The sequence below is a fragment of the Microbacterium sp. Gd 4-13 genome, from assembly GCF_003095395.1.
Lineage (GTDB): Bacteria > Actinomycetota > Actinomycetes > Actinomycetales > Microbacteriaceae > Microbacterium.
Genome location: NZ_QEIJ01000003.1, coordinates 50712 through 75012, shown reverse-complemented (window position 1 = coordinate 75012; position 24301 = coordinate 50712). Strand labels below are relative to the sequence as shown.

Sequence of the window (24301 nt, the reverse complement as noted above, 5' to 3'; positions counted from 1 at the left end):
CGGCACCCCCACCACTCGAGGAGAACCATGACCGACACCACCACGCTCGACGTCCCCGGCTACAAGGCGGGCACCTGGGCTCTCGACCCCGCGCACAGCGAGGTCACCTTCAGCGTCCGCCACATGATGATCTCGAAGGTGCGCGGCGCCTTCGGTGTGAAGAGCGGCACGTTCGTCACCACCGAGAACCCCCTCGAGTCGACGGTCGAGGCCACCGTCGACGTCGCATCGATCGACACGAAGGATGAGGGCCGCGACGGCCACCTCCGCTCGGCCGACTTCTTCGACGCCGAGAACTTCCCGACGATGGAGTTCCGCTCCACCGGCGTGCGCGTCGAGGACGGCGACATGCTCGTCGACGGCGACCTCACCATCAAGGGCACCACCAAGCCCGTCACGTTCTCGTTCGAGTTCGGCGGCTTCGGCACCGACCCGTGGGGCAACTACAAGGCCGGCGCCACCGCCAAGACGGTCATCAACCGCGAGGACTTCGGTCTGACGTGGAACACCGCCCTCGAGACCGGTGGGGTCCTCGTCGGCAAGGACGTCACGATCGAGCTCGACCTCCAGGGTGCGCTCCAGGCGTAAGACTCTGCACGGCGAAGGGGCGGATGCTGTCAGCATCCGCCCCTTTCGCGTGCCCGGTCAGGCGAGCGCAGGCCGTCGCCGACGCAGGCGGTCCTGGGCGAGGAGGATGCCGAGGAAGACGATGAGCGCCCCCACCGGCTCGTTCCACGCGAGCGGTTCGCCGAGCACGACCATTCCGAGCACCACCCCGACGACGGGGGTGATGTACGTCACCGTGGAGGCGCGCGTGGGTCCCCAGGCGCGCAGGGCGTTCTGGTTCCAGATGTAGGCGACTCCCGTGCCGAGGCAACCGAGCATGAGCATGCTGGCGATGACCCACGGGCTCCACTCGACCGGACCCACGGCGATGACGGGAGTGAGTACCAGCATGACCGTCGCGGCGAGCGCGATGTAGGTGAAGGCGAAGCTGAGGGGTGAGAGCCCGCTGTTCGCGAGGAAGCGACGCATGTACGCGAGGCCGACGCCGTAGCAGGCGGTCGCCCCGAGGATCGCGAACTGGGCGACGAGGCTCTGGTCGAGATCGAGCCCCTGCCACGGACCGACGATGACGAGCACCCCGAGGATCCCGAGCACGATGCCGGTGATCTGCACGGGTTTGAGGCTCTCGACGCGGAAGACCGCCCAGGCCATCACCGCCGTCATGATCGGCGTGGTGGCGTTGTAGATGCTCGCGAGCCCCGATGTGACGTGCTGCTGCGCCCAGGAGAAGAGCAGGAAGGGCAGCACGCAGAAGACGACACCGACCACGGCGAGGTGCAACCAGATGATCGGGCGGCGGGGGAGGCTCTCGCGCCGCAGGAGCATGAACGCACCGAGGGTGAGGGCTCCGAGCACGAGGCGGCCCCACGCGACCTGCCCCGGGGCCAGGCCCGTCAGGGCGACCTTCATGAACAGGAAGCTCGATCCCCAGACGATGCCGGTCAGGGCGAACTGCACGGCGACGGAGGTCTGCGAGGGAGCGGCTGAGGGCGAGGGCACCCGCCGACTCTAGACCGCGGCCCGGGCGTGGCGAGCCCGGTCGGACTGCGTCGTCCGTTTTCCGCCGATCGCTGTCGCTCGCCCTACGGTTCGGGGTGGTCGGCGTCGTAGGAGCGGAAGCGCGGGTTGAGTCGCACCAGCAGGCCGACCAGCGCGATGACGATCATGCCGCCGATCAACGGCGGGAACCACAGCGCGGTGAAGGTCGCGAGAGTGCCGGCGTAGAGCGCGCCGAGGCGCGGGCCGCCGGCCACGACGACGATGAAGATGCCCTGGAGGCGTCCGCGGATCGCGTCGGGGACGGCGGACTGCATCATCGTCGAGCGATAGATCGCGCTGACGTTGTCGGCCCCACCGGCGATCGCGAGTGCCACGGTCGCCAGCGCGATCGCGGCCAGATTCGGCGAGGACTCGTCGACGATCGCGGTCGCCGGCCACCCCAGAGCGGCGGCGAGCAGCACGAGGCCGAAGAGCGCCATGGCGCCGCCGTAGACGTAGATCGCGCGTTCGATGCCCAGCCCCTGGCGCCGCACCCGCCCGATGGGTCCGGAGAAGAGGCTCGACATCAGCACTCCCGCGGCGATCGAGGCGGTGAGCGCACCCGTGGTGATCGCGCCGCCGCCCAGCAGCACCGCACCGATGGCCGGGAACAGCGCGAGCGGCTGGCCGAAGGTCATCGCGACGATGTCGAGGATGTACTGCAGGCGGATGTTCGATGCGCGCCGGAGGAATCGCCATCCATCCCGCAGCGATTCGATGCCCGCGCGCACCACCGCGCCCTCGGGACGGATGCGGGGGAGGGTCCAGAGGCCGAGGAACAGACCCAGCATCATGACGACGTCGATGCTGTACGTCCACGCGTATCCGGCCACGGCGACGAGCACGCCCGCGAGTGCGGGGCCGGCCATCACCATCACGCCGGTGCTCACACCCTGCAGCGCGGCCGCGGCGGGGAGGAGTTCGCGCGGGATGAGCCGCGGGACGATCGCGGAGCGGGTGGCCAGCACGATCGAATTGGCCGCGGAGTTGACGATGCTGAGCACGTACAGCCACCAGACGGTCTCGGCCCCCGTCCACGCGAGCGCGGCGAGCAGTGCCGTGGAGGCGAACGTGACGGTGGCCGCGATCAGTGCCACGGTGCGACGGTCGAACGCGTCGGCGAGCATTCCCCCGTACAGGCCCGCGACGATCATCGGGAGGAGACCCGCGACGGCGATCATCGCCACGGCGAAGGTGTCGCCGGTGAGGGCGAACACGTGCAGCATCACCGCGACGACCGTCAGCTGGCCGCCGAGCCCGGCCAGCAGCGACCCGATCCACAGGCGTGCGAACGCCGGGACGCGCAGCGGACGCAGGTCCATGAACGAGCTGCGGCTGAGGCGGGTGGCCATCACCACTTCGTCCGGGGGAAGGGGCGATGCATACGCATCCTTCGAGGCTACCCCGGGGCTGCGGGAGCGGGTTCGCCGCAGCATCCGTTCGCTGGTAGACTCATGCGGTTGCCGTTGGATCGGCCGCGGAGAAAGAGAGCCCACGCATTCGGCGTCGGGCGCCGCGCAACAAGCTGAAAGGGGATCCCATCTATGCCACTCGAGTCTGACGCCAAGAAGGCGATCATCGAAGAGTACGCGACGCACCCCGGTGACACCGGATCCCCCGAGGTGCAGGTCGCGATGCTGACGCAGCGCATCAAGGACCTCACCGAGCACCTCAAGGAGCACAAGCACGACCACCACTCGCGTCGTGGTCTGTTCTTGATGGTGGGTCAGCGCCGTCGTCTGCTCGGCTACCTCCAGGACATCGACATCAACCGTTACCGGTCGCTGATCGAGCGTCTCGGACTCCGCCGCTAGGCGGAGTCGCAAAAGGCACAGCCTCTTGCGAAGGTCGGCGTATGCCGACCGAAGCCGCCGCCAAGGCACCGCGCTCCTAGCGTTCAATCGCTTTCTTCGAAGGCCTCCCCAGGTGTGGGGAGGCCTTCGTCGTTCCCTGGCGTTGAAGAACCGCGAGACTTCATCCGGGCTACGAGACTGCGCACTGCAGTGGGAGTCTCGTAGCTGGGATGAAGTCTCGCGGTCAGAGGACGAGCGGATGCTGCGGGGCTACGCGGTCGCGGACGCCGCGCGGGCGGCCACGAGGTCGGGGTGGTGGATCTCGGCGACGTCGGGGTGGGCGCGCAGCCGCGACTTCAGCGCGTTCTCGCCGTAGGTCGCGTGGATCGGGTTGGTCGGATCCTCCGTGACGCCGCGGGCGACGGCTGCGAGCTCGGCGGGGAGCTCGATGATCGGAAGTCGGGCGTCGAGCGCGGGGTTGAAGAAGAACGGCACCGAGATGCGGTCGTCGGGATAGCGGGGCGAGATCACCCGGTGGTTCGTCGCGATGAGGTAGCCCTGGGTGGCGTACTCCAGGAGCTCGCCGATGTTCACGACGAACGACCCGGGCACGGGCGGGGCGTCCACCCACTGCCCGTCGCGCTGCACCTGCAGTCCGCCCTTGCCGGGCTCGACCCATAGCAGCGTGAGGACGCCGGAGTCCTTGTGCGCGCCGACACCCTGTTGCGGCGTCGGGTCGTCCTTGCCGGGGTAGCGCACGATCTTGATGAGAGTCGAAGGGTCGCCGAAGTGGCGGTCGAAGTACTCTTCGTCGGCGCCGAGCGCGAGCGCCCAGGCGCGCAGCAGCTTCCGAGCGATGCCGGTGAGGCGGTCGTGCCACTCGGAGACGACCTCGCGCAGCTCGGGCTGGGCGTCGGGCCAGAGGTTCGGGCCGGTCAGTCGCTCGTAGTCGGGACCGGGGGTCTCGATCGCGGCCCGCTCGGGTCCGACGTCGATCTGCTCGCGCCAGTCGACCTTTCCCTGGGTGCGTTCGCCGCCGATGCGGGTGTAGCCGCGGAAGTGGGGGCTCTTGACGTTCTCGATCGCCAGCTTGTCGGCCTCGGGCAGCTCGAAGAACTCGCGGGCGACGCGGTTGAGTCGCGCCTCGAGCTCGGGTGTCACTCCCGTGCCGACGAGATAGAAGAAGCCGACATCGTGCGTGGCGGCGCGCAGTTCATTGCGGAACCGGGCCGCAGCATCCGGCCCCTGATCGAGGAGCGAGAGGTCGAGAACGGGCAGATTCAGATCGGACATGTGCCGAGACTAGGCGGGCTCGAGTGCGCGTCGGCCAATGTTGCAGAGGATTACCCGCGCCCCGGACGGAACGCGGGAATAGTCTCGGGACCGCAGCGTTGCACACAGTACATTCACGCGAATACACTTCGAACACAGCGTGAGATACGGAGAGCGATCGTGAACGACACCACCACCTGGCCCGGGATGCAGTTCGGCATCATGACGGTCAGCGACATCACGGAGGACCCGACCACTCGGCAGACGCCGAGCGAGGCCGAGCGCATCCAGAACACCCTCACCATCGCCAAGCACGCCGAAGAGGTCGGTCTCGACGTCTTCGCCCTCGGCGAGCACCACAACCCGCCCTTCTGGTCGTCCTCGCCCACGACGACGCTGGCGTACATCGCCGCCCAGACCGAGCGACTGATCCTCACCACGTCGACCACGCTCATCACCACGAACGACCCGGTGAAGATCGCCGAAGACTTCGCGATGCTGCAGCACGTCTCGGGCGGTCGCGCCGACCTCATGCTCGGGCGCGGCAACACCGGCCCGGTGTACCCGTGGTTCGGCAAGGACATCCGCCAGGGCCTGCCGCTGACGATCGAGAACTACAACCTGCTCCACCGCCTCTGGCGCGAGGACGTGGTCGATTGGGAGGGGCAGTTCCGCACCCCCCTGTCGGGCTTCACCTCGACGCCGCGCCCCCTCGACGGCGTGCCCCCGTTCGTGTGGCACGGCTCGATCCGCACCCCCGAGATCGCCGAGCAGGCCGCGTTCTACGGCAACGGCTTCTTCGCGAACAACATCTTCTGGCCGAAGGAGCACTACCAGCGCCTCATCACGCTCTACCGCGAGCGGTTCGCCCACTACGGTCACGGCACGGCCGAGCAGGCGATCGTCGGACTCGGCGGCCAGGTCTTCATGAGCGCGAACTCGCAGGACGCCGTGAGGCAGTTCCGCCCCTACTTCGACAACGCGCCCGTCTACGGTCACGGCCCGAGCCTCGAGGACTTCTCGGAGATGACCCCGCTCACCGTGGGTTCGCCGCAGCAGGTCATCGACCGGTACGCCGCCATGCGCGAAACGTTCGGCGACTACCAGCGTCAGCTGTTCCTCATCGATCACGCCGGCCTTCCGGTGAAGACCGTGCTCGAGCAGCTCGACATCCTGGGCGGGGAGGTCGTACCCGTGCTGCGCAAGGAGCTGCAGAAGAACCGCCCGGCCGAGGTGCCCGACGCGCCGACCCATGCGAACCTCGTCGCGAAGGCCTACGCCGACGGCGCGCCCCGCCAGGCGGTGCCGAAGGCCAACCGCGGCGACAACCTGACCGACGGTTCGCCCTACCGCGACGCCCCGGTCGCCGCGGGCAGTGCCTTCGGCGCTGCGGCGACGCGGACGGGAGCCTGACGTGAGCGCGCGCCGTATCGCGGTCGTGACCGCGGGACTGTCGAATCCCTCGACGACCCGGATGCTGGGTGACCGCCTCGCCGATGCGACCGTCGCCGCTCTGCGTGCCAAGAGCACCGCGAGCGAGCCGACGGGGATCGCCGCGGAGGTCGACGTGTTCGAGTTGCGTGACTACGCGCACGACATCACGAACAACCTGCTCACCGGGTTCGCTCCACCTGCCCTCGAGGCGATGGTCAACGCCGTCGTGTCGGCCGACGCGATCATCGCGGTCACGCCGATCTTCTCCACGAGCTACTCGGGACTGTTCAAGTCGTTCGTCGACATCCTCGACCCCGATGCCCTCGCGGGTGTCCCCGTGCTGCTCGGTGCGAACGCGGGTACCGCCCGCCACTCGCTCGCGATCGACTACTCGATCCGGCCGTTGTTCACCTACCTGCACGCGAACCCGGTGCCCACCGGCGTCTTCGCCGCATCGAGCGACTGGGGAGCGAACGCCGACGGCGTCGCCCCTCTCGGCGCCCGCATCGATCGCGGGGCGCGCGAGATCGCCGACGCGATCGCGGCTCGCATGCCGGTGCGCGATGAGGATCCGTACGACCCCGCGACCTATCTCGGCGAAGGCCGATCGTTCGGTCACCTGCTCGGTGGCCTCGCGGGGGAGTGACTCCGCCGCCGGGCTCAGCCCAGTGAGACGTCCGACGTCGTGGAGATCTCGTGCCACGGCGTCGGACGTGCTCCCTCGCGCGGGAGCACGTCGGCCTCGACGAGAGGGCCCAGGTCGAGTCCGCTCACCGGGGCGATGTCGGAGATCGGCACCTGGAAGGTGCGGAACCCCCCGAGCGGGGCCACCGCTCGTGCTTCTCGCCGCGTGTCGACGAGATCGGTCTGATCGAGCACGAACCCGGCGGCCGCGAGCGGGCGCTGGGCGTCGCCGGTCGCCCAGGCTGCGATCTTCCAGAACCGCAGGGGCACCCGGATGCCGCGATAGGGCGGGTCGTCGTCGCCCAGCACCGGGGCGGTGAAGACGGAGAGCCGCACGTCCTGCGCCTCGGCGTGGTCGAGCACGTGGTCTTCGAGACCCAGCCAGAGCTCCTTCGACTGATTGAAGCCCGCCGCCTGGGGTGCCGCGTTCGTGTAGAAAAAGGTTGCCTCGGTCGCCCGTCGTGCCTCGTCGACGTCGCCCCAGCCGGGGTCGCGGCGCCTCACGAGATGCCCGCGATCGAGGTCGTTGCGCGCGTAGACCTCCGGCCCGGTCTGCGCGTCTGCGGGTGCGCGGGGGTCGAGCCGCCAGTCGCCCGTGCGAGGGACCTCGCGCAGCCGTGTGCCGTCGATGTTCACCGCCGTCGCCCGCGCCAAGCGCCGTGACGGGTCGAGAACGACGCTGAACCGCGGGTAGTCGATCACGAGCGAGGGAACCGACGAGATCGGCAGCGGCACGGTGATGCCCAGGAACAGCGGGTCGTAGCCATCGGTCGGGGACGCAGCATCCATGTCCTCATCCTGCGGGTAGCCACCGACACGGCGCAGAACCGGCCTGTCAACGGTTCGCGATCGATCGCACGCTCGTGTGGACTGGGGGCATGGATAAGGATGGCAAACCTCCCATCACACCCGGACCCGAGCCCGACACCACGACCGCGGCCGAACCCGACGATCCCGGCGAGCCCCACGACGAGCACGACGCCCCCCACTGAGCCGTGCTCTTCGTCAAAGAGCGTTCCGGAGCCCCGGACGCATTCTTCCAGGCCGAAGCCGCCGGGCTCGCCTGGCTGCGCGAGGTGGACGGCGGCCCGCGGGTGGTGGGCGTGCACCACGTCGCCCCCGATCGCATCTCGCTCGAGCGCGTCACCGAGACCCGACCGGATGCGGCGACCGCGAGCGCCTTCGGTCGCGCTCTCTCCGTGATGCACGACGCGGGGGCGCCGGCTTTCGGGGCGCCGCCCGACGGGTGGGACGGCCCGGTCTTCATCGGCAGCCGACGCCAGCCCTGTCACCCGACCTCCGCGTGGGGCGCGTTCTACGCCGAGCAGCGCGTGCGTCCTTTCCTCGGTCCGGCGGTCGCCGCGGGCAGTCTCTCGACGGCCGACGTCGAGGTCGTCCACCGCGTCTGCGACCTCATCGCCGCGGGCGCGTTCGACGACGGCGACCGGCCGGCTCGTCTGCACGGCGACCTGTGGTCGGGAAACGTCCTGTGGGCATCGGGGGGCGTGGTGCTCATCGACCCGGCCGCGCACGGCGGTCATCGCGAGACCGACCTGGCGATGCTCGACCTCTTCGGGTGTCCCTTCCTCGATCGCGTCCTCGCCGCGTACGACGCCGAGCATGCGCTCCGCCCCGGGTGGCACGAACGCATACCGCTGCACCAGCTGCATCCGCTCGCGGTGCACGCCGCCGGGCACGGGCCGGCTTACGGGTCCGCTCTCGTCCGCGCCGCCAGGCGCACGCTCGCACTCGTCTAGAGCCGACCGGTGCGCCGCCCGCGACGGGCCAGGAAGGCGTCGACGACGACACCGATGCCGATCGCGACGACGACCGAGACCACGACCGCGACGACCGGTCCGCCGGGGACGATCGAGGCGACGACCGCGCCGATGAGCGCCTGGTAGGCGGCCCATCCCAGCGCGGCGAGCCCGGCGACCGCGACGTAGCGGGGCACCGGCACGCGCGACGCGCCGGCGGTCAGATTGACCGCGAGGCGCGCGAACGGGATGAACCGGGCGGTGAAGAGCACGAGCGCGGTGCGTCGATCCAGGCGCGTACGCGCCCAGGTGAATGCTGCCTGCACGCGGGGTCGCCGCATCCACCGCCATCGATCGAGTCCGATCCGCCGCCCCACGAGGTAGCAGCCGACGTCACCGAGGAGAGCGCCCGCGGTCGCGACGACGATGACCGCGACGAGGGGAGGGGCGCCGCTGGAGACAGCGAGCGCCCCGAAAGCGGTCACCGCGGCTTCGCCCGGGATGACCACGAGGAACGCATCGCCCAGCACGAGCACGAACATCAGCGGAAGCGCCCAGGGGCTCGAGGCCACCTGGGCCAGCACCTCGTCGATCACCCGCATTGCCTACCACGTCCGTGTGAACTCCGAACGTCCCGTCGACGGGCCGGTGACGCCCCGGGGTTGATCAGGTGAACTCTCGGCGATCGGGGCGTTCCTGGCGTCCGTGGACGCCGAGATGCCCTCACCCTGGAGGCGTGAGAGTCGCGCTGCTCGCCGAATCCTTCCTCCCGCACATGAACGGGGTCACGGGCTCCGTGCTCCACGTTCTCCGTCACCTGAACGCGCAGGGCCACGAGACGCTCGTCATCGCCCCGCGGGCGGGCGAGGTGACGACCGACCTCCACGGTGCCCGCACCGAGCTGCTGCGCTCGGTGCCGCTGCCGTCCTACCCCGAGGTGCGGGTCGTGTTCGCGCGTGCGGCTCGGCTCACCGCGCTGCTGCGCAGTTTCCGGCCCGACGTGGTGCACCTCGCCTCGCCGTTCGTGCTCGGCTGGCAGGGGATCGCCGCGGCCGACGCGCTGCGTATCCCGACGGTGGCCGTCTACCAGACCGACGTCATCGCCTACGCGCAGAAGTACGGGGTGTCGCAGGCCACCGCGTTCGCCCGCTCCCACGTGTCCCGTTTGCATCGTCGCGCGACCCTGACGCTCGCGCCCTCGTCGGCCTCGACCGCGCAGCTCGAAGAGCTCGGCGTCGACCGCATCCGACGGTGGGGGAGAGGCGTCGACGCGGTGCGGTTCGACCCGGCCCACCGCAACGAGGCCTGGCGCCGCGCGGTCGCTCCCGCGGGCGAGGTCATCATCGGCTACGTCGGCCGTCTCGCCCCCGAGAAGCAGGTCGACGACCTCCGCGCGCTCGCCGACCTGCCGGGCACGCGCCTGGTCGTCGTGGGCGACGGCCCGTCGCGGGCGGGTCTGGAGCGGATGCTGCCGGACGCCGTGTTCACCGGACACCTGTCGGGGGCGCAGCTCGGTGAGGTGATGGCCGGATTCGACGTGTTCGTGCACCCCGGCGAGAGCGAGACCTTCGGGCAGACCATCCAGGAGGCTCTCGCCAGCGGTGTCCCCGTCGTCGCGACCGGAGTGGGCGGACCTCTCGACCTCGTGCGCAGCAGCATCGACGGCTGGCTGTACCGACCCGGCGATCGCGACGACCTGCGCGCGCGGGTGTCCGACCTCGTGGGCGACGCCGCCAAGCGCCGCGCGTTCGCCCGCGCGGCCCGGGAGAGCGTCGCGGGCCGCACCTGGGATGCCCTGGGGGCGCAGCTCGTCGGGCATTACCGCGAGGCGATCGCGCTGCGACCCATGGACGACGGCCTGCCCGCCCGAGGCCGCCATCGGCCGGCAATCGCCGCGCCCGCGGTCTCACGGCCGTGGCGGCGCTATGTCGCGCTGGGCGACTCGATCACGGAGGGGCTGTGCGATGGCTCGCGCATGCCGGACGGCGAGTACCGCGGGTGGGCCGACCGGCTCGCGTCACTGCTCGCGGCATCGAGCGACGGAGTATTCCGCTATGCGAACCTCGCCGTTCGCAGCCGCAAGATGCGAGACCTCGTCGAGGAACAGGTGCCGCACGCGCTGAGGATGCGCCCCGACCTCGTCTCGATCCTCATGGGGTCGAACGACCTCGTCGGGCCGAAGGTCGACATCCCCGCGCTGGTGACGCAGCTCGAGCGGGTCGTGCGCGAGGTGCGGGCGACGGGCGCCGACGTGCTCCTGGCCACGGTGTTCCTCCCGCGTCGGCGTGCGGCCGTGATCTTCGCGAGACGGTTCGCGACCTTCAACTCCGAACTGCGTCGGATCGCGGCCGAGACGGGCGCCATCCTGCTCGACCTGGAAGCGACGCCGGCGCTCGGTGAGCTGCCCCTGTGGTCGGACGACCGGGTGCACCTGCGTCCGGCGGGGCACCGCCTCGTCGCCTACCGCGCGGCCGACGTGCTGGGGGTGCCCGACGCCGAGGCGCTCAGCGACCTCGACGAGGCGTTCCACTCCGACGAGATGCCGATGCCCGGGTCGTGGCTGCGTCGCGACGCGCTGCCGTGGGTCTGGCGGCGGCTGCACGGGCGCACCGCCGGCGACGGACGCATCGCGAAGCACCTGACCTACGTCGAGCTTCCCGGACGGGGGCGCCGCAAGCGCGTGTCGAGCACCTGAGCGCCCGCGCCGAGGACGGCCGCGAAGACTACGGTCGGACTCAGCCGCTCTTGCGGCGGCTGAAGTCGCGGTTGCCGCTGGCCGGCCCCTTGGTGGAGTGCACCGCGGAGTCTCCGTCGAGGTGGGCCTCGCCCGAACGCTGGTGGGCGTTCTTCTTCTCGAGAGCCTCGCGGAACTTGCGCTTCATGTCATCGGATGCTGCGCCTGCGGGCTTTTCCTCGGTACTCATGTCCCCACCCTAGGTCGGCCGGGCCGCTCAGTACCACCCGGTGCGCTCGGAGTGATCCCACGCCCCGCACGGAGACCCGTAGCGGGACGCGATGTAGGACAATCCCCAGGAGATCTGCGTCGCCGCATCCGTGCGCCAATCGGGGCCGGCGGCGGCGAGCTTCTCGGCGGGGTACGCCTGGGGGATCCCGTAGGCGCCGCTGGACGGGTTCCGGGCCTGCACGCGCCACCCCGACTCGCGGTTCCAGAGGCGCACGAGGCAGGAGAACTGATCGTCGCCCCAGCCGCGGGCGGCTGACATCTGGCGGGCGATCGCCTGGGCTTCGGCGGGCGAGGCGATCGGCGTGCCCGCGGGAGGTACCACCGGCGGAGGCGCGGGGGTTACCGGAGCCGGGGGAGTTGCGGGAGCGGGGGGAGATGTGACGGGCGTCACCGGCGCGCGGGAGGGCGACGTGGGCACCCCGGCCGCCGGCTGCGCCGCCTGTTGGGCGATGGTGCGCTGCTCGCGTTGGGTCTTCGCGCGCTCGACCGTTGTGCGCTGCGCTGCGGCGAGCCGGGTGTACAGGGCATCGAGCTCGCTTCGAGCCGACGCGATGGCGGAGGTCTCGGCGTCGACCAGGCTCCGGGCCCGGGCTGCGGCCGCTTCGGCCTCGGTGGCGAGCCGGTCTCGTTCGGCGCGCACGACGTCGGCCTGAGAGCGCTGTGCGGTGACCGCGTTCGCCGACTCTCGGGCCGATCGCGCGAGCTGGGCCGAGAGCCGACCCGTCCTCTCGGCCGTGCTGAGTCCCGAGAGCAGGCTCTCCGGGTCGGCAGAGGTGAGGACCCGGGCGAGGAGGGGGCTGTCGGCCGTCGCTCGTGAGATGGCGACGACCGCAGCGACCACGCGAGCGGCGTGCGCGGTCGCCTCCGCCTCCGTCGCATCGACCTGCGTGTCGAGGGCGGCGACGCGCGCGGCCGCCGTCTCGGCGGCCCCGCGCGCATCCTGCGCGGCAGCTTCTGCGACGAGGGCGTCGTCCGACGCCGACGCGGCCGCTTCTTCCACGGCCGTGAGCTCGGCCTCGATCTCGTTGACGGTCGCGCCACGGGCGGGGCTCGGAGCGGTCAGCAGCATCCCGATCACCAGCGCGACGACGAGCGCGCTGTGACTCGTGTGACGAACGGGACGCATGGGGCAAAGGTAAACGGTCGCGCGGTCTCGGCGCTATCCCGAATCCTGGGGCGCGCCCCGCAGCGGAGCGGCGGCGGCGAGCAGCGCGCTGGTAGGCTGAGTCGGGTTGCTTCGGCAATCCGCTCAATTACATATGAGCTCATGGAGCAGGCCGGCAGGACGCTGGTCCCCTGTGGTGGACTCCCCGTCGCGATAGCCGGGTGGTCGTCTACTGGTGGCCAGTCGCCGGGATCTCACACGGATGCTGTCCGCGTGCCCTTTTCTGCCTGTTCCTGCTCCTTCGATTGCCTCGCGTTGTCATTCGGGCACGCGAGTCTAAACAAAGACGACGGCACCGTCGCGCGTGAGCGCGACAACGTGCTCTCACAAAACAGAAGGAGAGACCTCTTGGAAGGTCCTGAAATCACCGCCGCTGAAGCCGTTCTCGACAACGGCCGTTTCGGCACCCGCACCGTTCGCTTCGAAACCGGTCGTCTCGCGCAGCAGGCGCAGGGCGCGGTCGCCGCGTACCTCGACGAGGAGACGATGCTCCTCTCGGCCACCAGCGCCGGCAAGCACCCGCGCGAAGGCTTCGACTTCTTCCCGCTGACCGTCGACGTCGAAGAGCGCTCGTACGCCGCGGGCAAGATCCCCGGCTCGTTCTTCCGTCGCGAGGGCCGCCCCTCGACCGAAGCGATCCTCGTCTGCCGTCTGATCGACCGGCCGCTGCGCCCGTCGTTCGTCTCCGGCCTCCGCAACGAGGTGCAGATCGTCGTCACCGTCCTGTCGATCGCGCCGGGCGAGTTCTACGACGCGCTCGCGATCAACGCCGCATCCCTCTCGACCCAGATCTCGGGTCTGCCGTTCTCGGGTCCGATCGCCGGTGTGCGCCTCGCGCTCATCCCCGGTGCCGGTGAGACCGCCGACCAGTGGATCGCCTTCCCGACCGTGTCGCAGCTCGAGGAGGCCGTCTTCGACCTCATCGTGGCCGGCCGTGTCATCACCGACGCCAACGGCAACGAAGACGTCGCGATCATGATGGTCGAAGCCGAAGCCACCGAGGGCAGCTGGAACCTCATCAAGGGCGGCGCCGTCAAGCCCAACGAGCAGGTCGTCGCCGAGGGCCTCGAGGCCGCGAAGCCGTTCCTGAAGCAGCTCGTGGATGCCCAGAACGCCGTGGCGAACACCGCGGCCAAGGAGATCCAGTCGTTCCCCGTCTTCCCGGCCTACAGCCAGGAGACCTACGACTTCGTCGCCGGCCGCGCCTACGACAAGCTCGTCCCGATCTACCAGATCGCCGACAAGCAGGAGCGCCAGAACGCCGATGACGAGCTCAAGGCGGCCGTCAAGGCCGAGCTGCTCGCCGCCGTCGAGGCCGGCGAGCTGCCCGCCGTCGCGACGCTGGAGTTCTCGGCCGCATACAAGTCGGTCACCAAGATCATCGTGCGCGGACGCATCCTGTCTGAGGGCGTCCGCATGGACGGCCGCGGCCTGGCCGACATCCGCCCGCTCGACGCCGAGGTGCAGGTCATCCCGCGCGTCCACGGCTCGGCCATCTTCCAGCGCGGCGAAACCCAGATCCTGGGTGTCACCACGCTGAACATGCTGAAGATGGAACAGCAGATCGACTCGCTGTCGCCCATCACGCGCAAGCGCTACATGCACCACTACAACTTCCCGCCGTACTCGACCGGTGAGACCGGCCGTGTGGGAAGCCCGAAGCGTCGCGAGATCGGGCACGGCTTCCTCGCCGAGCGCGCGCTCGTTCCGGTTCTGCCGGCGCGCGACGAGTTCCCCTACGCCATCCGCCAGGTGTCCGAGGCTCTCGGCTCCAACGGTTCGACGTCGATGGGCTCGGTCTGCGCCTCGACCCTCTCGCTCCTGAACGCCGGTGTGCCGCTGCGCGCGCCGGTCGCCGGCATCGCGATGGGCCTCGTCACCGACGAGGTCGACGGTCAGACCCGCTACGCCGCGCTGACCGACATCCTCGGTGCGGAAGACGCACTCGGCGACATGGACTTCAAGGTCGCCGGTACGAGCGAGTTCATCACCGCGATCCAGCTCGACACGAAGCTCGACGGCATCCCGTCGTCGGTGCTCGCCGCCGCGCTGACCCAGGCCAAGGAAGCCCGCCTGACGATCCTCGGTGTCCTGAACGCCGCGATCGACGCCCCCGACGAGATGGCGCCCACCGCGCCCCGCGTCATCAGCGTGCAGATCCCGGTCGACAAGATCGGTGAGCTCATCGGCCCCAAGGGCAAGACGATCAACGCGATCCAGGACGAGACCGGCGCCGACATCTCCATCGAGGAGGACGGCACGGTCTACATCGGCGCCGTCGACGGTCCGTCGGCCGAGGCCGCTCGCGCCCAGGTCAACGCGATCGCGAACCCGACCAACCCCGAGGTCGGCGAGCAGTTCCTCGGAACCGTCGTCAAGATCGCCACGTTCGGTGCGTTCGTCTCGCTGCTCCCGGGCAAGGACGGGCTGCTCCACGTCAGCGAGGTGCGCAAGCTCGCCGGCGGGAAGCGCGTCGAGAACGTCGACGACGTGCTCTCGGTCGGTCAGAAGCTCCTCGTGCGCATCACGAAGATCGACGACCGCGGCAAGCTGTCGCTCGAGCCCGTGACCGACGACCAGGAGGCCGCCGATCAGGAGGGCTCCGCAGCCGCGAGCGAGGGCCCGGAGGCTCCCGCCGAGGGGTGATCCTCCGTCCGGTCCTCCTGACCGGACGATCGTGAATGCCCGTTCCGCTTCGGCGGGGCGGGCATTCGCCGTCTGAAAGCGTTACCGAATATTTATCGGGCGGGTGGGACGGGCGGAGGCCGCGTGCGCTGTCTGCTCTACCCTCGAAGTACGCGGGAATCCAGGACGAGTCGCGAAGTCGAGAACGCCCCCCGCAGCGGAACCGATCAGCAGGGAGTCGCGTGATGTCGGGGTTGAGCGTCGGAGGTACGGCGCCCTTCGGCTCGCCCGCAGCCGGGTTCCCCCACCCGTCGGCTCCGATCCCGGTGCAGGGCGCCGGCGTGGGAAGCGTCGTGCGCGTGGCCCTGGGCGACTCGGGTTTCCACGTCTTCCCCCTCTTCCTCGGGGCTGCCGAGTTCGGCTGGAACGTCGACATCGCCTCCAGTCACGCCATCCTCGACACCTACGCCGAGCTCGGTGGCAACGCGATCCACACCGCAGACAGCTACTCGGCAGGACGCAGCGAGTACATCGTGGGGCAGTGGCTGCACTCCCGCGGAATGCGCGATGACACGGTGGTCGCCGTTCGGGTCGGGGGCCACCCGGATAACCCGGGGCTGGGCTCGGTGTCGCTCGTACGCGCGGTCGAAGCATCCCTCGCGCGCCTCATGACCGACCGGATCGACGTCCTGTACCTCGACGCGACGAGTGACCGGGGTGCAGTACTCGAAGACACCCTCGCCACCGCCGAGTGGCTGGTCGAATCGGGCAAGGTCCGAGCGGTGGGCGCCTACGGGTACACCGCCGCCCAGCTGGTGGAGGCCCGCATCCTCTCGTCGGCCGGATACCCGCGCGTCACCGTCCTCGACGCGCCGTACAACCTGCTGCGTCGTGAGGAGTTCACCGGAGACCTGCGTCTGGTGGCGGGCGCGCAGGCCATGGCCTTCACGCCGTCCCACGCCCTCGAGCACGGATTCCTCGCCGGCGGGCACCGCACGCGCCCGAGCGTCGTGCGCTCCGTCCGTGGTGCGCAGCTCACCGCGAACCTGAACCGCCGCGGGAGCCGCGCCCTGCGCGCCCTCGACGCGGTCGGTGCCGAGCTGGGCCTTCCCGACGCCGCCGTCGCCGTCGCGTGGTTGCTCGCGCAGAAGGTCGTCACCGCTCCGATCGTGAACGCCGTGGCGCCCGAGAACGTGGTCGAGCTCATCCAGGGAGTCGGCGCGCGACTGAGTCGTGCGCACCTCGCCGATATCGCACGCGCCGTCGAGTAACCCGAGCGCTGCCGCGACCCGTGTCGTAGGCTGAAATGCGTGGCACGGAGTACGCCGCCCGACGACGAATCGAGTTGACGTGACGCACTACCTGTATCTCGTGCGCCACGGCGAGCATCAAGACGCGGAGCACGGTCTCACCGATGGTCCGCTCTCGCCGCGGGGGATGCGCCAGGCCGCCCTGATCGCCGATCGGCTGTCGGGGGTGCCTCTCGACGCCGTGTGGCACTCGCCGCTGGAACGGGCCGCCCAGACCGCCGCCGCAGTCGCCGAGCGCCTGCCGTCGGTCTCACCGCAGCCCTCGGCGCTGCTGTTCGACTGTGTGCCGACGGGCATGACCGAAGACACCCCCGGGGCCTACGAGCCCTTCTTCGGCAGCGTCACCGAGGCCGAGGTCGAGGCCGGCAGTGCGCAGATGGCGGACGCGACGAGCGAGTTCCTCGTGCGCAAGCCGGGCGAGGTTCACGAGCTGCTCATCACGCACAACTTCGTGATCGCGTGGTTCGTGCGCGAGGTGCTCCAGACGCCCGACTGGCGCTGGATGACGCTCAACCAGGCGCACTGCGGCCTGACGGTGCTGTCGCAGCGCAAGGGCCGCCCCTGGTCGATGCTCACCCACAACGATCTCGCGCACCTTCCGTTCGAGCTGCGCACCGGCCTTCCCGAGACGATCCCCGTCTAGTTCGCCCCGCCCGCACGAGGGCTTTCGGCCCGCACGCGGGCAATCCCGTCCCGAAAGCCCGCGCCCCGGCCGATAGCCCGCGTCTCGACCGTCGCCGCGCGGGCGGATGCTGCGCGCCGAGCGTGCCCGAAACCTCGCGGCGCGTTCGTGGGGTGCGTGACCGGCCTCAGAAATCTTCCGGAGTGATGCGGAGCCGGGCGAGCGTCGCGGCGGATTCCGCGGAGCCCAACCACGCGAAGTCGTACCGACCGGTCCGCGACGGATCGCGGCTGAGCACTTCGAGGTGCCCGGCCTTCATCTCGCTCACGCTGAGGAACGGCGGATAATCCTCGGTAGACGGCTCGCGTGCGCCATCGCTCCACGCCACGATGTGCCAGACCCACCACTGCATTCGCAGCGGGCTGAACGGCGACCAGAACGAGCCCAGCGTCGTTGCGACGTGGCCCATGACCTCACCGCCGCGAGTGAGCACTCCGACCCCACCGTCGAAGGGCGTGAGCGAGTCATCCGCGACGGGCGGCGTGACGATGGGCACCCGCTCAACCTAGCGGGGCGACGTCGGAAGGGTTCTCGCTACGCGTCCAGCGCCTTCGCGTACCAGCGCGTCGCGTTCGCGTTGTCGTTGTAAGGGTCGATCTGCTCGTAACCCGACCGCGCGTAGAGCGCGCCGGCGGCGTCGAGGGTGTGGTGGGTGTCGAGCACCATCTCGGCGGCGCCGAGAGCGGCGGCTCTGGTCTCGAGGTCGGCGAGCAGCATCCGGCCCCACCCGCGGCCGCGGCCGGCGTCGCACACGTAGAGGTGCTTGACCTCGTAGCGGGTGCCGTGCGGGCCGTCGGCGAGACGGCGGATACCGCCGCATCCGACAGGCTCGTCACCGTCGTACAGGACCACGAAGACGCCGGCCGGCTCGGTGAAAGTGGCGGCCTCCGGGAAGACGGTGCGGTACGTGCCACCCGGGAAGATGGATGCTCGGAGGGCGAAGTACTCCTCGAGCAGACCGTGCGCGTCGGAGTGATCGACCGGCACGGGGCGGATCTCGGTCATGGGTCGAGGGTAGCGCCGTAGGCTGGGGGCATGACGACGCGCGTGACCATCGTGGGCGGTACGGGGAAGCTCGGCGGCGTGATTCGCGAGGTCGTCGAGGCGGAGCCCGGGTTCGAGGTCGTGGGCGTGTTGACGTCGCGCTCCGACCTGGCCGACCTCGACGGGTCCGACCTCGTGATCGACGCCTCCACGCCCGCTGTCTCCCTCGACGTGGTGCGGGCCGCCGTCGAGCGGGGCATCAACGTTCTCGTCGGAACCTCGGGCTGGTCGAACGAGCGCATCGCGCTGGTGCGTCCCCTGGTCGAGAAGGCGGGGACGGGCGTCGTGTTCATCCCGAACTTCTCGCTCGGCTCGATCATCGGTTCGGCCCTCGCGGCCGCCGCGGCCCCGTTCTTCGCATCCATCGAGATCGTCGAAGCGCACCGGGACACCAAGATCGACTCGCCCAGCGGCACGGCCGTGCGCACCGCGGAGATGATCGCGGCCGCGCGCTCGTCGGCGGGCCCGGTCGAGTCGCCCCATGCCGACCAGCGCGCGCGGGGTCAGCAGGTCGCGAGCGTGCCCATCCACTCGCTGCGCCGCCCGGGCGTGGTGGCCCGCCAGGAGACGGTTCTGTCGGGCCCGGGGGAGTCGGTCACGATCGTCCACGACACGATCGAACCGGCGCTCGCCTACGCCCCGGGCATCCGCATCGCCCTCGCCGCCGCCCGCGACGCCCGCGGGGTGATCGTCGGCCTCGACACCTTCATCGACCTCGGCCTGCGCACGCCCCGCGAGCGCGAGACGAAGCCGATCGACGACTCGGGAGTGCCCGGCCAGGTCGCCAGCGCGACGGCCTTCGACCGCGCGACCGACGCATGACCGCTCGCATCGGCGTCGCCGTGATGGCGGTGCTTCTGCTGCTGTACATCGGCCTCGTCGGCCAGCGCGCCTGGGTGCTTCTCTCCAGCGGAGACGGCGTCGGGATCGGCCTCGGCGTGGCCCTCGTCGTGCTGCCCGTGGTGGCCATCTGGGGCCTCGGGCGCGAACTCTGGTTCGGCGTGCGGGCGGAACAGCTCGGCAAGCGGCTCGCCGCCGACAATGCGCTGCCCGCGGAAGAGCTCGAGGTGCGCCCCAGCGGCCGCGTCGTGCGCGACGACGCCGACGCCGTCTTCCCCGCCTACCGGGAAGAGGTCGAGAAGAACCCCGACGACTGGCGCTCGTGGTACCGGCTCGGCCTGGCCTACGACGGCTCGGGCGACCGCCGCCGTGCCCGGGGAGCCATCCGAACCGCCATCAAGCTCGAGTCGGCCACCCGCCGCGCCTGAAGCCGGTTCAGGCGCCGGGCACCGCGTGCGCGACGGCGTCTTCGACGGTCGGCTGCGAGAAGGTGAAACCCGACGCCTCCAGCACCTCGGGCACGACGTGCGCGTCGTTCGTGAGGAGCCCCTCGGTCGCGTCGCGCCCGAGGGCCAGCTTCACCGCGAACACGGGTGCCCGCAGCACGTACGGGCGGTTCATGCGGCGGGCGAGAGCGAAGCCGAGGTCGTTCGCCGTGGCGCGCGTGGGGCCGGTGAGGTTCACCGGTCCGTCGATGTCGCGGGCGATGACGTGCCGGATGGCGGCGACCTCGTCATCGAGCGAGATCCACGGCCACACCTGCGTGCCCCGCCCGATCGGGCCCGACACTCCGAACTTCGTCAACAGCAGCAGCGGTTTGAGTACGCCCCGCTCGTGCACCACGGGCGCGGTGCGCAGCAGCGCCACGCGGGCCTTCCCGCCGGCTCCGCGAGCGGCGTTCTCCCACTCGCCGGTCAGATCGGCCATGAACCCTTCGCCCCGGGGCGAGGTTTCCGTGAGGCGGGCGCCCGGCGCCGAGCCGTAGAAGCCCGTCGCCGAGGCGTTGATGAGAGCCGGGGCGTCCTCGCCCAGCGCGCGGACCGCGCTGGCGAGCGTGCGCGTGGGTGTGATCCTCGACCACAGCAGCGTGCTCTTGTACGACCGCGTCCACGGGAACTTCCCGATGCTCGCGCCGTTGAGGCCCACGACCGCGTCGGCGCCTTCCAGGACGGACGGCGCGAGAGGAGTCGCATCCTGGAGCCACTGCACCTCGTCATCGCGTGCCGGCGGGCGGCGCACGAGCGTCGTCACGGCCACGCCGTCGGCGCGCAAGGAGGCGACGAGGGCCTCGCCGATCAGTCCGGAAGCGCCGGCGACGACGACGCGACGAGGCTCAGGCAAGCGTTGCCTCGAGCGTGATCTCGATACCCGCGAGCGCCTGGGAGACGGGGCAGTTCGCCTTCGCGTCCTGAGCGATCGCGTCGAACGCCGCAGCGTCGATACCGGGGACGACGGCGTTGACGTTCAGGTGGCTGCCGGTGATGCCGGTGCCCGGTGTGAAGGTGACGGATGCTGTCGCATCGATCGATTCCGGCGGAGTGCCGTTCTCGGTGAGCGCGTTGGAGAGCGCCATGCTGAAGCAGGACGAGTGCGCCGCGGCGAGGAGTTCCTCGGGGGTCGTGACCGCATTGGAACCCTCGCTGCGAGCCTTCCAATCGACGTCGAACGTTCCGGCACCCGACGACGCGAGTGCGACGGATCCCGAGCCCTCGAACAGGGTGCCCTTCCAGGCGGTGGTGGCTTCGCTGGTGACCGACATCGTGACCTCCGATAGTTCGCGCCGCGCGGCACGGCACGTCGAGCGCCAGCCTAGCCACCGGGTGGCTGTCACGGGCGTGCCTCGACAGCGGGCGAGCGCCCGTGGTACTCGCGGTGATCAGACGGCCGCGCGGGCCCGACCGATCAGACCCGCGCGCTGGAACACCAGATACAGCTGGCAACCGAGGCAGAGGCCGAAGACCGCGTTGAGGAAGGCCGCGACGAAGGCCATCGCCGCCGCGATCGGCAGCGCCCACGGCACGCCAGCGAGCTGCAGGATGAGGCCCACGGTCACGACGAAGAGTCCGACGCCCTGCGCGAAGCGCGGCGGGCGGGGGTCTTCGAGGTCGCGCGGCGGGGCGAGGCGTGGCTGCACGACCTTGCGGAACAGCACCGCCCACGGCGCGGTGCGCGGCGAGACGACGCCCCAGACGAACAGGAGCGCGACGACGAGCAGCAGCAGGAATGCGGGGTCGAGCACGCGCTGGGCGACCGAGGCGGCCGGCAGCGCCCACGGGTCGGATCCGGCGACGAACGCGAAGTCGCCCGCCGGCGCCGAGGCGAACGCTCCGAAGTTCCCGATGCCGCGAGCCGTCGACAGCCCGACCAGCGAGAGCACGACGGCGATCGCGAGAAGCACGGTCGTCACGGATGCGGCGAAGCGCGGTCCGCGCGGATCGATTCCGCGGGCGGGAGAGTCAGACATCGGCGGTCTCCTCGGCGAGACGGGCGAGCTCGAGCTGCACGACGTGGAGGTTGGGCACCCCGCCGATGCGGGATTGCACCGCGCCGCGGCGGTCGAGGATGAGAGTGGTGGGAGTCTGCATCACCTGGAAGTGCCGGGCGATGTCCGGACGGTGGGTGAGGTCGACGTCGAGATGACGCACCCCGTCGTGCTCGGACGCCAGAGCCGAGAGCGTGCGGTGCACTCCGGGGCAGCGCGAGCACATCTCGGTGCTGAACTGCAGGAGGGTCGCCTGCTCGCCGAGGCTGTCGGCGCCCAGACGTTGCGGCTCCACGATCTCGGATCGCACGTGGGAGCGGGCGCGTCCCTGCCGTACCTGCAGCACCACGCCCACCAGCACGGCTACCGCGAGGAGGGCGGCGAGGCCGATCAGGGCTTCCACGAAAGTCATAGCAGTCCACGCTAATGGCTGTGCGGGCGTCGGAGGCCGGTGATGCCCCTTATGACGCGAGTGGCGTAACAGAGGGCGCGGTGTGGCGGATAAAGTGGCACCCGTGAGCGACGTCGAAGCCAGCCCCGCGACCGAGATCCAGTTCCGCAGCGATGTGACGGTGGAGTTGGTGCGCGCGAGCGCCAGTGACTCCGACGTCCTGTTCGCCGCCCGAGTGTCCACGCAGGGTGAGCAGACCCTCGGCGAGGCTCAGGCCGGCACGGAGGCCTCCGCGAAAGACCGCGGCCTCATCAACTACCTCATGCGCGACCGCCACGGCTCGCCCTTCGAGCACAACTCGATGACGTTCTACATCCAGGCGCCGATCTTCGTGTTCCGCGAGTTCATGCGGCACCGCATCGCCTCCTACAACGAGGAATCGGGCCGCTACCGCGAGCTGCGGCCGGTGTTCTACGTCCCCGCGCCCGAGCGCAACCTCCTGCAGGTCGGCAAGCCCGGCGCATACGAGTTCCTGCCCGGCACGCCCGAGCAGCACGCGTTGGTCGACACCGCCACCCGCGATGCGTCGGAGTTCGCCTTCCTCGCCTACCAGCGGATGCTGGACGCCGGCGTCGCCCGCGAGGTCGCTCGCATCGTGCTGCCGTTGAACATCTACTCGTCGATGTACGTGACGATGAACTCGCGAGCGCTCATGAACTTCCTCTCCCTCCGCACGAAGGTCGAGGGGACGCATTTCCCGTCGTTCCCGCAGCGCGAGATCGAGATGTGCGCCGAGAAGATGGAATCCATCTGGACCGGGCTGATGCCGCTCACCCACGCGGCCTTCAACGCCAACGGCCGCGTCTCGCCGTAGTCAGTCCTCGTCTATCGAGACGATCCACCCGACCCCGACCAGTACCCGGCGGTCCGGGGGAGGGCCGGTAGGCGAAGCGGGCTGCTCGTGCGGGGGCGTGGAATCGTCGGTGAGGCGGATGCCGTCGACGGGACGCGTCGTGGTGCTTTCGGGCACCGGCTCCGCCACGACGACGTACCGAGAGGGATACGAGCCGATACGCATCCCGTTCTCGAGCTCTCGACCGACGAAGGGCCAGTCCTCGCCCGTCGGCGGCGCCACGGCGTGAGGGGGTGCGCCGAAGCCCGGGCGCCGGAGCTCATGGTGCTCGATCTGTTCCACCTGGACGGCCGCGATGGCGGTGACTCTGCCGCGCACGCGGTCGAGGAATTCCTCTTCGTGGTGTGATTCGACAGCATCTATCGTGGCAGCGAGATCCGCCCCGAGCAGTTGCGTCAACTCGTGAGAGGCCCCGCGACGGGCGACGCCGAAGTCCACGGCATCCCCGACCCGGAAAGGATCCCCGCAGCAGCTCCACTCCCATCCGGTCAGCCAGGCACGCGTCATCGCGCCAGATTATCGACAGGCCTAGGCTGGCCGCCATGGCGCGCACGGCACTGATCACGGGGGCGAGTTCGGGCTTGGGCGCCGAGTTCGCCCGCCAGCTCGCGGCGCGCGGGGTCGGACTGGTGCTGGTCGCCCGCGACCGGTCGGCGCTCGAGGCCGTGGCTGCCGAGGTGCGCGGTGGGCGCGCCGCCGTCGAGGTGCTGGTCGCCGACCTCCTCGACCCCGACCAGCGCGACGCGGTCGCGGCGCGGTTGGCCGACCCGCAGCATCCGATCGACATGCTCGTGAACAACGCCGGGTACGGACTCGACCTCGCGTTCGAGACCAACGACGTCGACGACGAGGCGCGGCACCTGGCTCTGCACGTGGAGGTGCCGATGCGGCTGATGCACGCGGTGCTGCCGCGCATGCTCGAGCGGGGGAGCGGGCGCATCGTCAATGTCGCCTCCGTCGCCGGCTTCGTGCCGCGCGGCACCTACGGTGCGGTCAAGGGCTGGCTCATCCAGTTCAGTCGCTGGGCGAACGCCCGTTATCGACGGCGAGGGGTCACCGTGACCGCGGTGTGTCCGGGATTCGTGCACACGAACTTCCACGAGCGGCTCGGACTGCCGCCGGGAGAAGAGGGCGTTCCGAACGGGATGTGGTTGGAGGCGCCGGCGGTGGTGTCCGAAGCGCTCCGCGACGTCGCGCGCGGTCGGTCCGTCTCCATCCCGTCGGCACGGTACAGGGCGCTCGTCGCGCTGTCGCGCGTGCTGCCGGACGCGCTGGTGATGCGGGCCGCCGAACGCGGGCGCTGAGTCCGGCGCGATCCCCGGAGGACATGTCACGGAGG

At 70.3% G+C, this 24301-nt stretch carries 27 protein-coding genes; 13 read left to right on the top strand and 14 right to left on the bottom strand.

What is annotated here, in order from left to right; translation table 11 throughout:
* The first annotated feature begins 27 nt into the window (after positions 1 to 27).
* Complete coding sequence (locus DEA06_RS07505) at positions 28 to 588, top strand: YceI family protein (RefSeq protein ID WP_116647369.1); 561 nt, start codon at positions 28 to 30, stop codon at positions 586 to 588.
* A gap of 57 nt (positions 589 to 645) precedes the next feature.
* On the opposite strand, the gene DEA06_RS07500 is transcribed toward DEA06_RS07505, so the two are convergent.
* Both DEA06_RS07500 and DEA06_RS07495 read right to left on the bottom strand, forming a co-directional pair.
* Positions 646 to 1566, bottom strand: a complete 921-nt coding sequence (locus tag DEA06_RS07500) for a DMT family transporter (protein ID WP_240606860.1) — start codon at positions 1564 to 1566, stop codon at positions 646 to 648.
* An 83-nt stretch (positions 1567 to 1649) separates the two neighbouring features.
* Complete coding sequence (locus DEA06_RS07495; RefSeq protein WP_116647368.1) at positions 1650 to 2957, bottom strand: MFS transporter; 1308 nt, start codon at positions 2955 to 2957, stop codon at positions 1650 to 1652.
* A gap of 192 nt (positions 2958 to 3149) precedes the next feature.
* On the opposite strand from DEA06_RS07495, the gene rpsO reads away from it, so the two are divergent.
* Positions 3150 to 3419, top strand: coding sequence for a 30S ribosomal protein S15 (rpsO, locus tag DEA06_RS07490; RefSeq protein ID WP_056121136.1), 270 nt, complete (start codon positions 3150 to 3152; stop codon positions 3417 to 3419).
* A 249-nt stretch (positions 3420 to 3668) separates the two neighbouring features.
* Here the strand turns inward: rpsO and DEA06_RS07485 are convergent, their stop codons facing one another.
* Positions 3669 to 4691, bottom strand: coding sequence for a 2-oxoglutarate and iron-dependent oxygenase domain-containing protein (locus tag DEA06_RS07485; RefSeq protein ID WP_116647367.1), 1023 nt, complete (start codon positions 4689 to 4691; stop codon positions 3669 to 3671).
* Between the two features lie 186 nt (positions 4692 to 4877).
* On the opposite strand from DEA06_RS07485, the gene DEA06_RS07480 reads away from it, so the two are divergent.
* Positions 4878 to 6083 carry an LLM class flavin-dependent oxidoreductase gene (locus DEA06_RS07480; protein WP_116647634.1) on the top strand — a complete coding sequence of 402 codons (1206 nt, stop codon included), beginning with the start codon at positions 4878 to 4880 and terminating at the stop codon, positions 6081 to 6083.
* A gap of 1 nt (position 6084) precedes the next feature.
* Entirely contained in the window at positions 6085 to 6750 is a 666-nt protein-coding gene (locus DEA06_RS07475) for a CE1759 family FMN reductase (protein ID WP_116647366.1), read from the top strand.
* 14 nt (positions 6751 to 6764) lie between these two features.
* Here the strand turns inward: DEA06_RS07475 and DEA06_RS07470 are convergent, their stop codons facing one another.
* Positions 6765 to 7577 (bottom strand): DNA/RNA non-specific endonuclease, encoded by an 813-nt coding sequence (locus DEA06_RS07470; protein ID WP_116647365.1) that lies wholly within the window; start codon positions 7575 to 7577, stop codon positions 6765 to 6767.
* Between the two features lie 206 nt (positions 7578 to 7783).
* Here DEA06_RS07470 and DEA06_RS07465 point away from each other — a divergent pair, with 206 nt between their 5' ends.
* Entirely contained in the window at positions 7784 to 8545 is a 762-nt protein-coding gene (locus tag DEA06_RS07465) for a fructosamine kinase family protein (protein WP_116647364.1), read from the top strand.
* Here the strand turns inward: DEA06_RS07465 and DEA06_RS07460 are convergent.
* Positions 8542 to 9147 carry a VTT domain-containing protein gene (locus tag DEA06_RS07460; RefSeq protein WP_116647363.1) on the bottom strand — a complete coding sequence of 202 codons (606 nt, stop codon included), beginning with the start codon at positions 9145 to 9147 and terminating at the stop codon, positions 8542 to 8544. The two genes, DEA06_RS07465 and DEA06_RS07460, sit on opposite strands and share 4 nt — an antisense overlap.
* A 134-nt stretch (positions 9148 to 9281) precedes the next feature.
* On the opposite strand from DEA06_RS07460, the gene DEA06_RS07455 reads away from it, so the two are divergent.
* Positions 9282 to 11240 (top strand): GDSL-type esterase/lipase family protein, encoded by a 1959-nt coding sequence (locus tag DEA06_RS07455; protein ID WP_116647362.1) that lies wholly within the window; start codon positions 9282 to 9284, stop codon positions 11238 to 11240.
* A 40-nt stretch (positions 11241 to 11280) separates the two neighbouring features.
* On the opposite strand, the gene DEA06_RS07450 is transcribed toward DEA06_RS07455, so the two are convergent.
* Positions 11281 to 11469 (bottom strand): DUF5302 domain-containing protein, encoded by a 189-nt coding sequence (locus DEA06_RS07450; RefSeq protein WP_116647361.1) that lies wholly within the window; start codon positions 11467 to 11469, stop codon positions 11281 to 11283.
* A 27-nt stretch (positions 11470 to 11496) separates the two neighbouring features.
* Positions 11497 to 12636: a hypothetical protein gene (locus tag DEA06_RS16685; protein ID WP_205781236.1), complete on the bottom strand. Its 1140-nt coding sequence runs from the start codon at positions 12634 to 12636 to the stop codon at positions 11497 to 11499.
* A 387-nt stretch (positions 12637 to 13023) separates the two neighbouring features.
* Here DEA06_RS16685 and DEA06_RS07440 point away from each other — a divergent pair, with 387 nt between their 5' ends.
* The 3 genes from DEA06_RS07440 (at position 13024) to DEA06_RS07430 (ending at position 17253) form a co-directional block, all read left to right on the top strand.
* Positions 13024 to 15321 carry a polyribonucleotide nucleotidyltransferase gene (locus DEA06_RS07440; RefSeq protein ID WP_116647360.1) on the top strand — a complete coding sequence of 766 codons (2298 nt, stop codon included), beginning with the start codon at positions 13024 to 13026 and terminating at the stop codon, positions 15319 to 15321.
* A 224-nt stretch (positions 15322 to 15545) separates the two neighbouring features.
* Positions 15546 to 16571: an aldo/keto reductase gene (locus tag DEA06_RS07435; protein ID WP_116647359.1), complete on the top strand. Its 1026-nt coding sequence runs from the start codon at positions 15546 to 15548 to the stop codon at positions 16569 to 16571.
* 79 nt (positions 16572 to 16650) lie between these two features.
* Positions 16651 to 17253: a histidine phosphatase family protein gene (locus tag DEA06_RS07430; RefSeq protein ID WP_116647358.1), complete on the top strand. Its 603-nt coding sequence runs from the start codon at positions 16651 to 16653 to the stop codon at positions 17251 to 17253.
* Positions 17254 to 17419: 166 nt separating this feature from the next.
* Here DEA06_RS07430 and DEA06_RS07425 read toward each other — a convergent pair whose 3' ends face one another.
* Together DEA06_RS07425 and DEA06_RS07420 are read right to left on the bottom strand one after the other, a co-directional pair.
* Positions 17420 to 17788, bottom strand: coding sequence for a hypothetical protein (locus DEA06_RS07425; RefSeq protein ID WP_116647357.1), 369 nt, complete (start codon positions 17786 to 17788; stop codon positions 17420 to 17422).
* A 38-nt stretch (positions 17789 to 17826) separates the two neighbouring features.
* Positions 17827 to 18297: a GNAT family N-acetyltransferase gene (locus tag DEA06_RS07420; RefSeq protein WP_116647356.1), complete on the bottom strand. Its 471-nt coding sequence runs from the start codon at positions 18295 to 18297 to the stop codon at positions 17827 to 17829.
* A gap of 30 nt (positions 18298 to 18327) precedes the next feature.
* Here DEA06_RS07420 and dapB point away from each other — a divergent pair, with 30 nt between their 5' ends.
* Both dapB and DEA06_RS07410 read left to right on the top strand, forming a co-directional pair.
* The gene (dapB, locus tag DEA06_RS07415) at positions 18328 to 19158 is read left to right on the top strand and encodes a 4-hydroxy-tetrahydrodipicolinate reductase (protein WP_116647355.1); all 831 of its coding nucleotides are present in this window, start codon (positions 18328 to 18330) and stop codon (positions 19156 to 19158) included.
* Positions 19155 to 19604 (top strand): hypothetical protein, encoded by a 450-nt coding sequence (locus DEA06_RS07410; RefSeq protein ID WP_116647354.1) that lies wholly within the window; start codon positions 19155 to 19157, stop codon positions 19602 to 19604. Before dapB ends, DEA06_RS07410 begins: the two co-directional genes overlap by 4 nt.
* Before the next feature lie 7 nt (positions 19605 to 19611).
* On the opposite strand, the gene DEA06_RS07405 is transcribed toward DEA06_RS07410, so the two are convergent.
* The 4 genes from DEA06_RS07405 to DEA06_RS07390 all read right to left on the bottom strand — a co-directional run bounded on the left by DEA06_RS07405 (position 19612) and on the right by DEA06_RS07390 (position 22070).
* A complete protein-coding gene (locus DEA06_RS07405; RefSeq protein ID WP_116647353.1) occupies positions 19612 to 20517 on the bottom strand; it encodes a TIGR01777 family oxidoreductase in 906 nt (301 codons plus the stop codon).
* Positions 20510 to 20935 (bottom strand): OsmC family peroxiredoxin, encoded by a 426-nt coding sequence (locus DEA06_RS07400; protein WP_116647352.1) that lies wholly within the window; start codon positions 20933 to 20935, stop codon positions 20510 to 20512. Before DEA06_RS07400 ends, DEA06_RS07405 begins: the two co-directional genes overlap by 8 nt.
* Positions 20936 to 21052: 117 nt before the next feature.
* Positions 21053 to 21640 carry a DUF4395 domain-containing protein gene (locus DEA06_RS07395; RefSeq protein ID WP_116647351.1) on the bottom strand — a complete coding sequence of 196 codons (588 nt, stop codon included), beginning with the start codon at positions 21638 to 21640 and terminating at the stop codon, positions 21053 to 21055.
* Positions 21633 to 22070, bottom strand: a complete 438-nt coding sequence (locus DEA06_RS07390) for a thioredoxin family protein (RefSeq protein WP_116647350.1) — start codon at positions 22068 to 22070, stop codon at positions 21633 to 21635. Before DEA06_RS07390 ends, DEA06_RS07395 begins: the two co-directional genes overlap by 8 nt.
* A gap of 103 nt (positions 22071 to 22173) precedes the next feature.
* Between DEA06_RS07390 and thyX the strand changes: the two genes are divergently transcribed.
* A complete protein-coding gene (gene thyX / locus DEA06_RS07385) occupies positions 22174 to 22923 on the top strand; it encodes an FAD-dependent thymidylate synthase (protein WP_116647633.1) in 750 nt (249 codons plus the stop codon).
* Here thyX and DEA06_RS07380 read toward each other — a convergent pair whose 3' ends face one another.
* Positions 22924 to 23469 (bottom strand): DUF6578 domain-containing protein, encoded by a 546-nt coding sequence (locus DEA06_RS07380; protein ID WP_133241716.1) that lies wholly within the window; start codon positions 23467 to 23469, stop codon positions 22924 to 22926.
* A 35-nt stretch (positions 23470 to 23504) separates the two neighbouring features.
* On the opposite strand from DEA06_RS07380, the gene DEA06_RS07375 reads away from it, so the two are divergent.
* Positions 23505 to 24266, top strand: coding sequence for an SDR family NAD(P)-dependent oxidoreductase (locus DEA06_RS07375; protein ID WP_116647348.1), 762 nt, complete (start codon positions 23505 to 23507; stop codon positions 24264 to 24266).
* Positions 24267 to 24301: the final 35 nt, after the last annotated feature.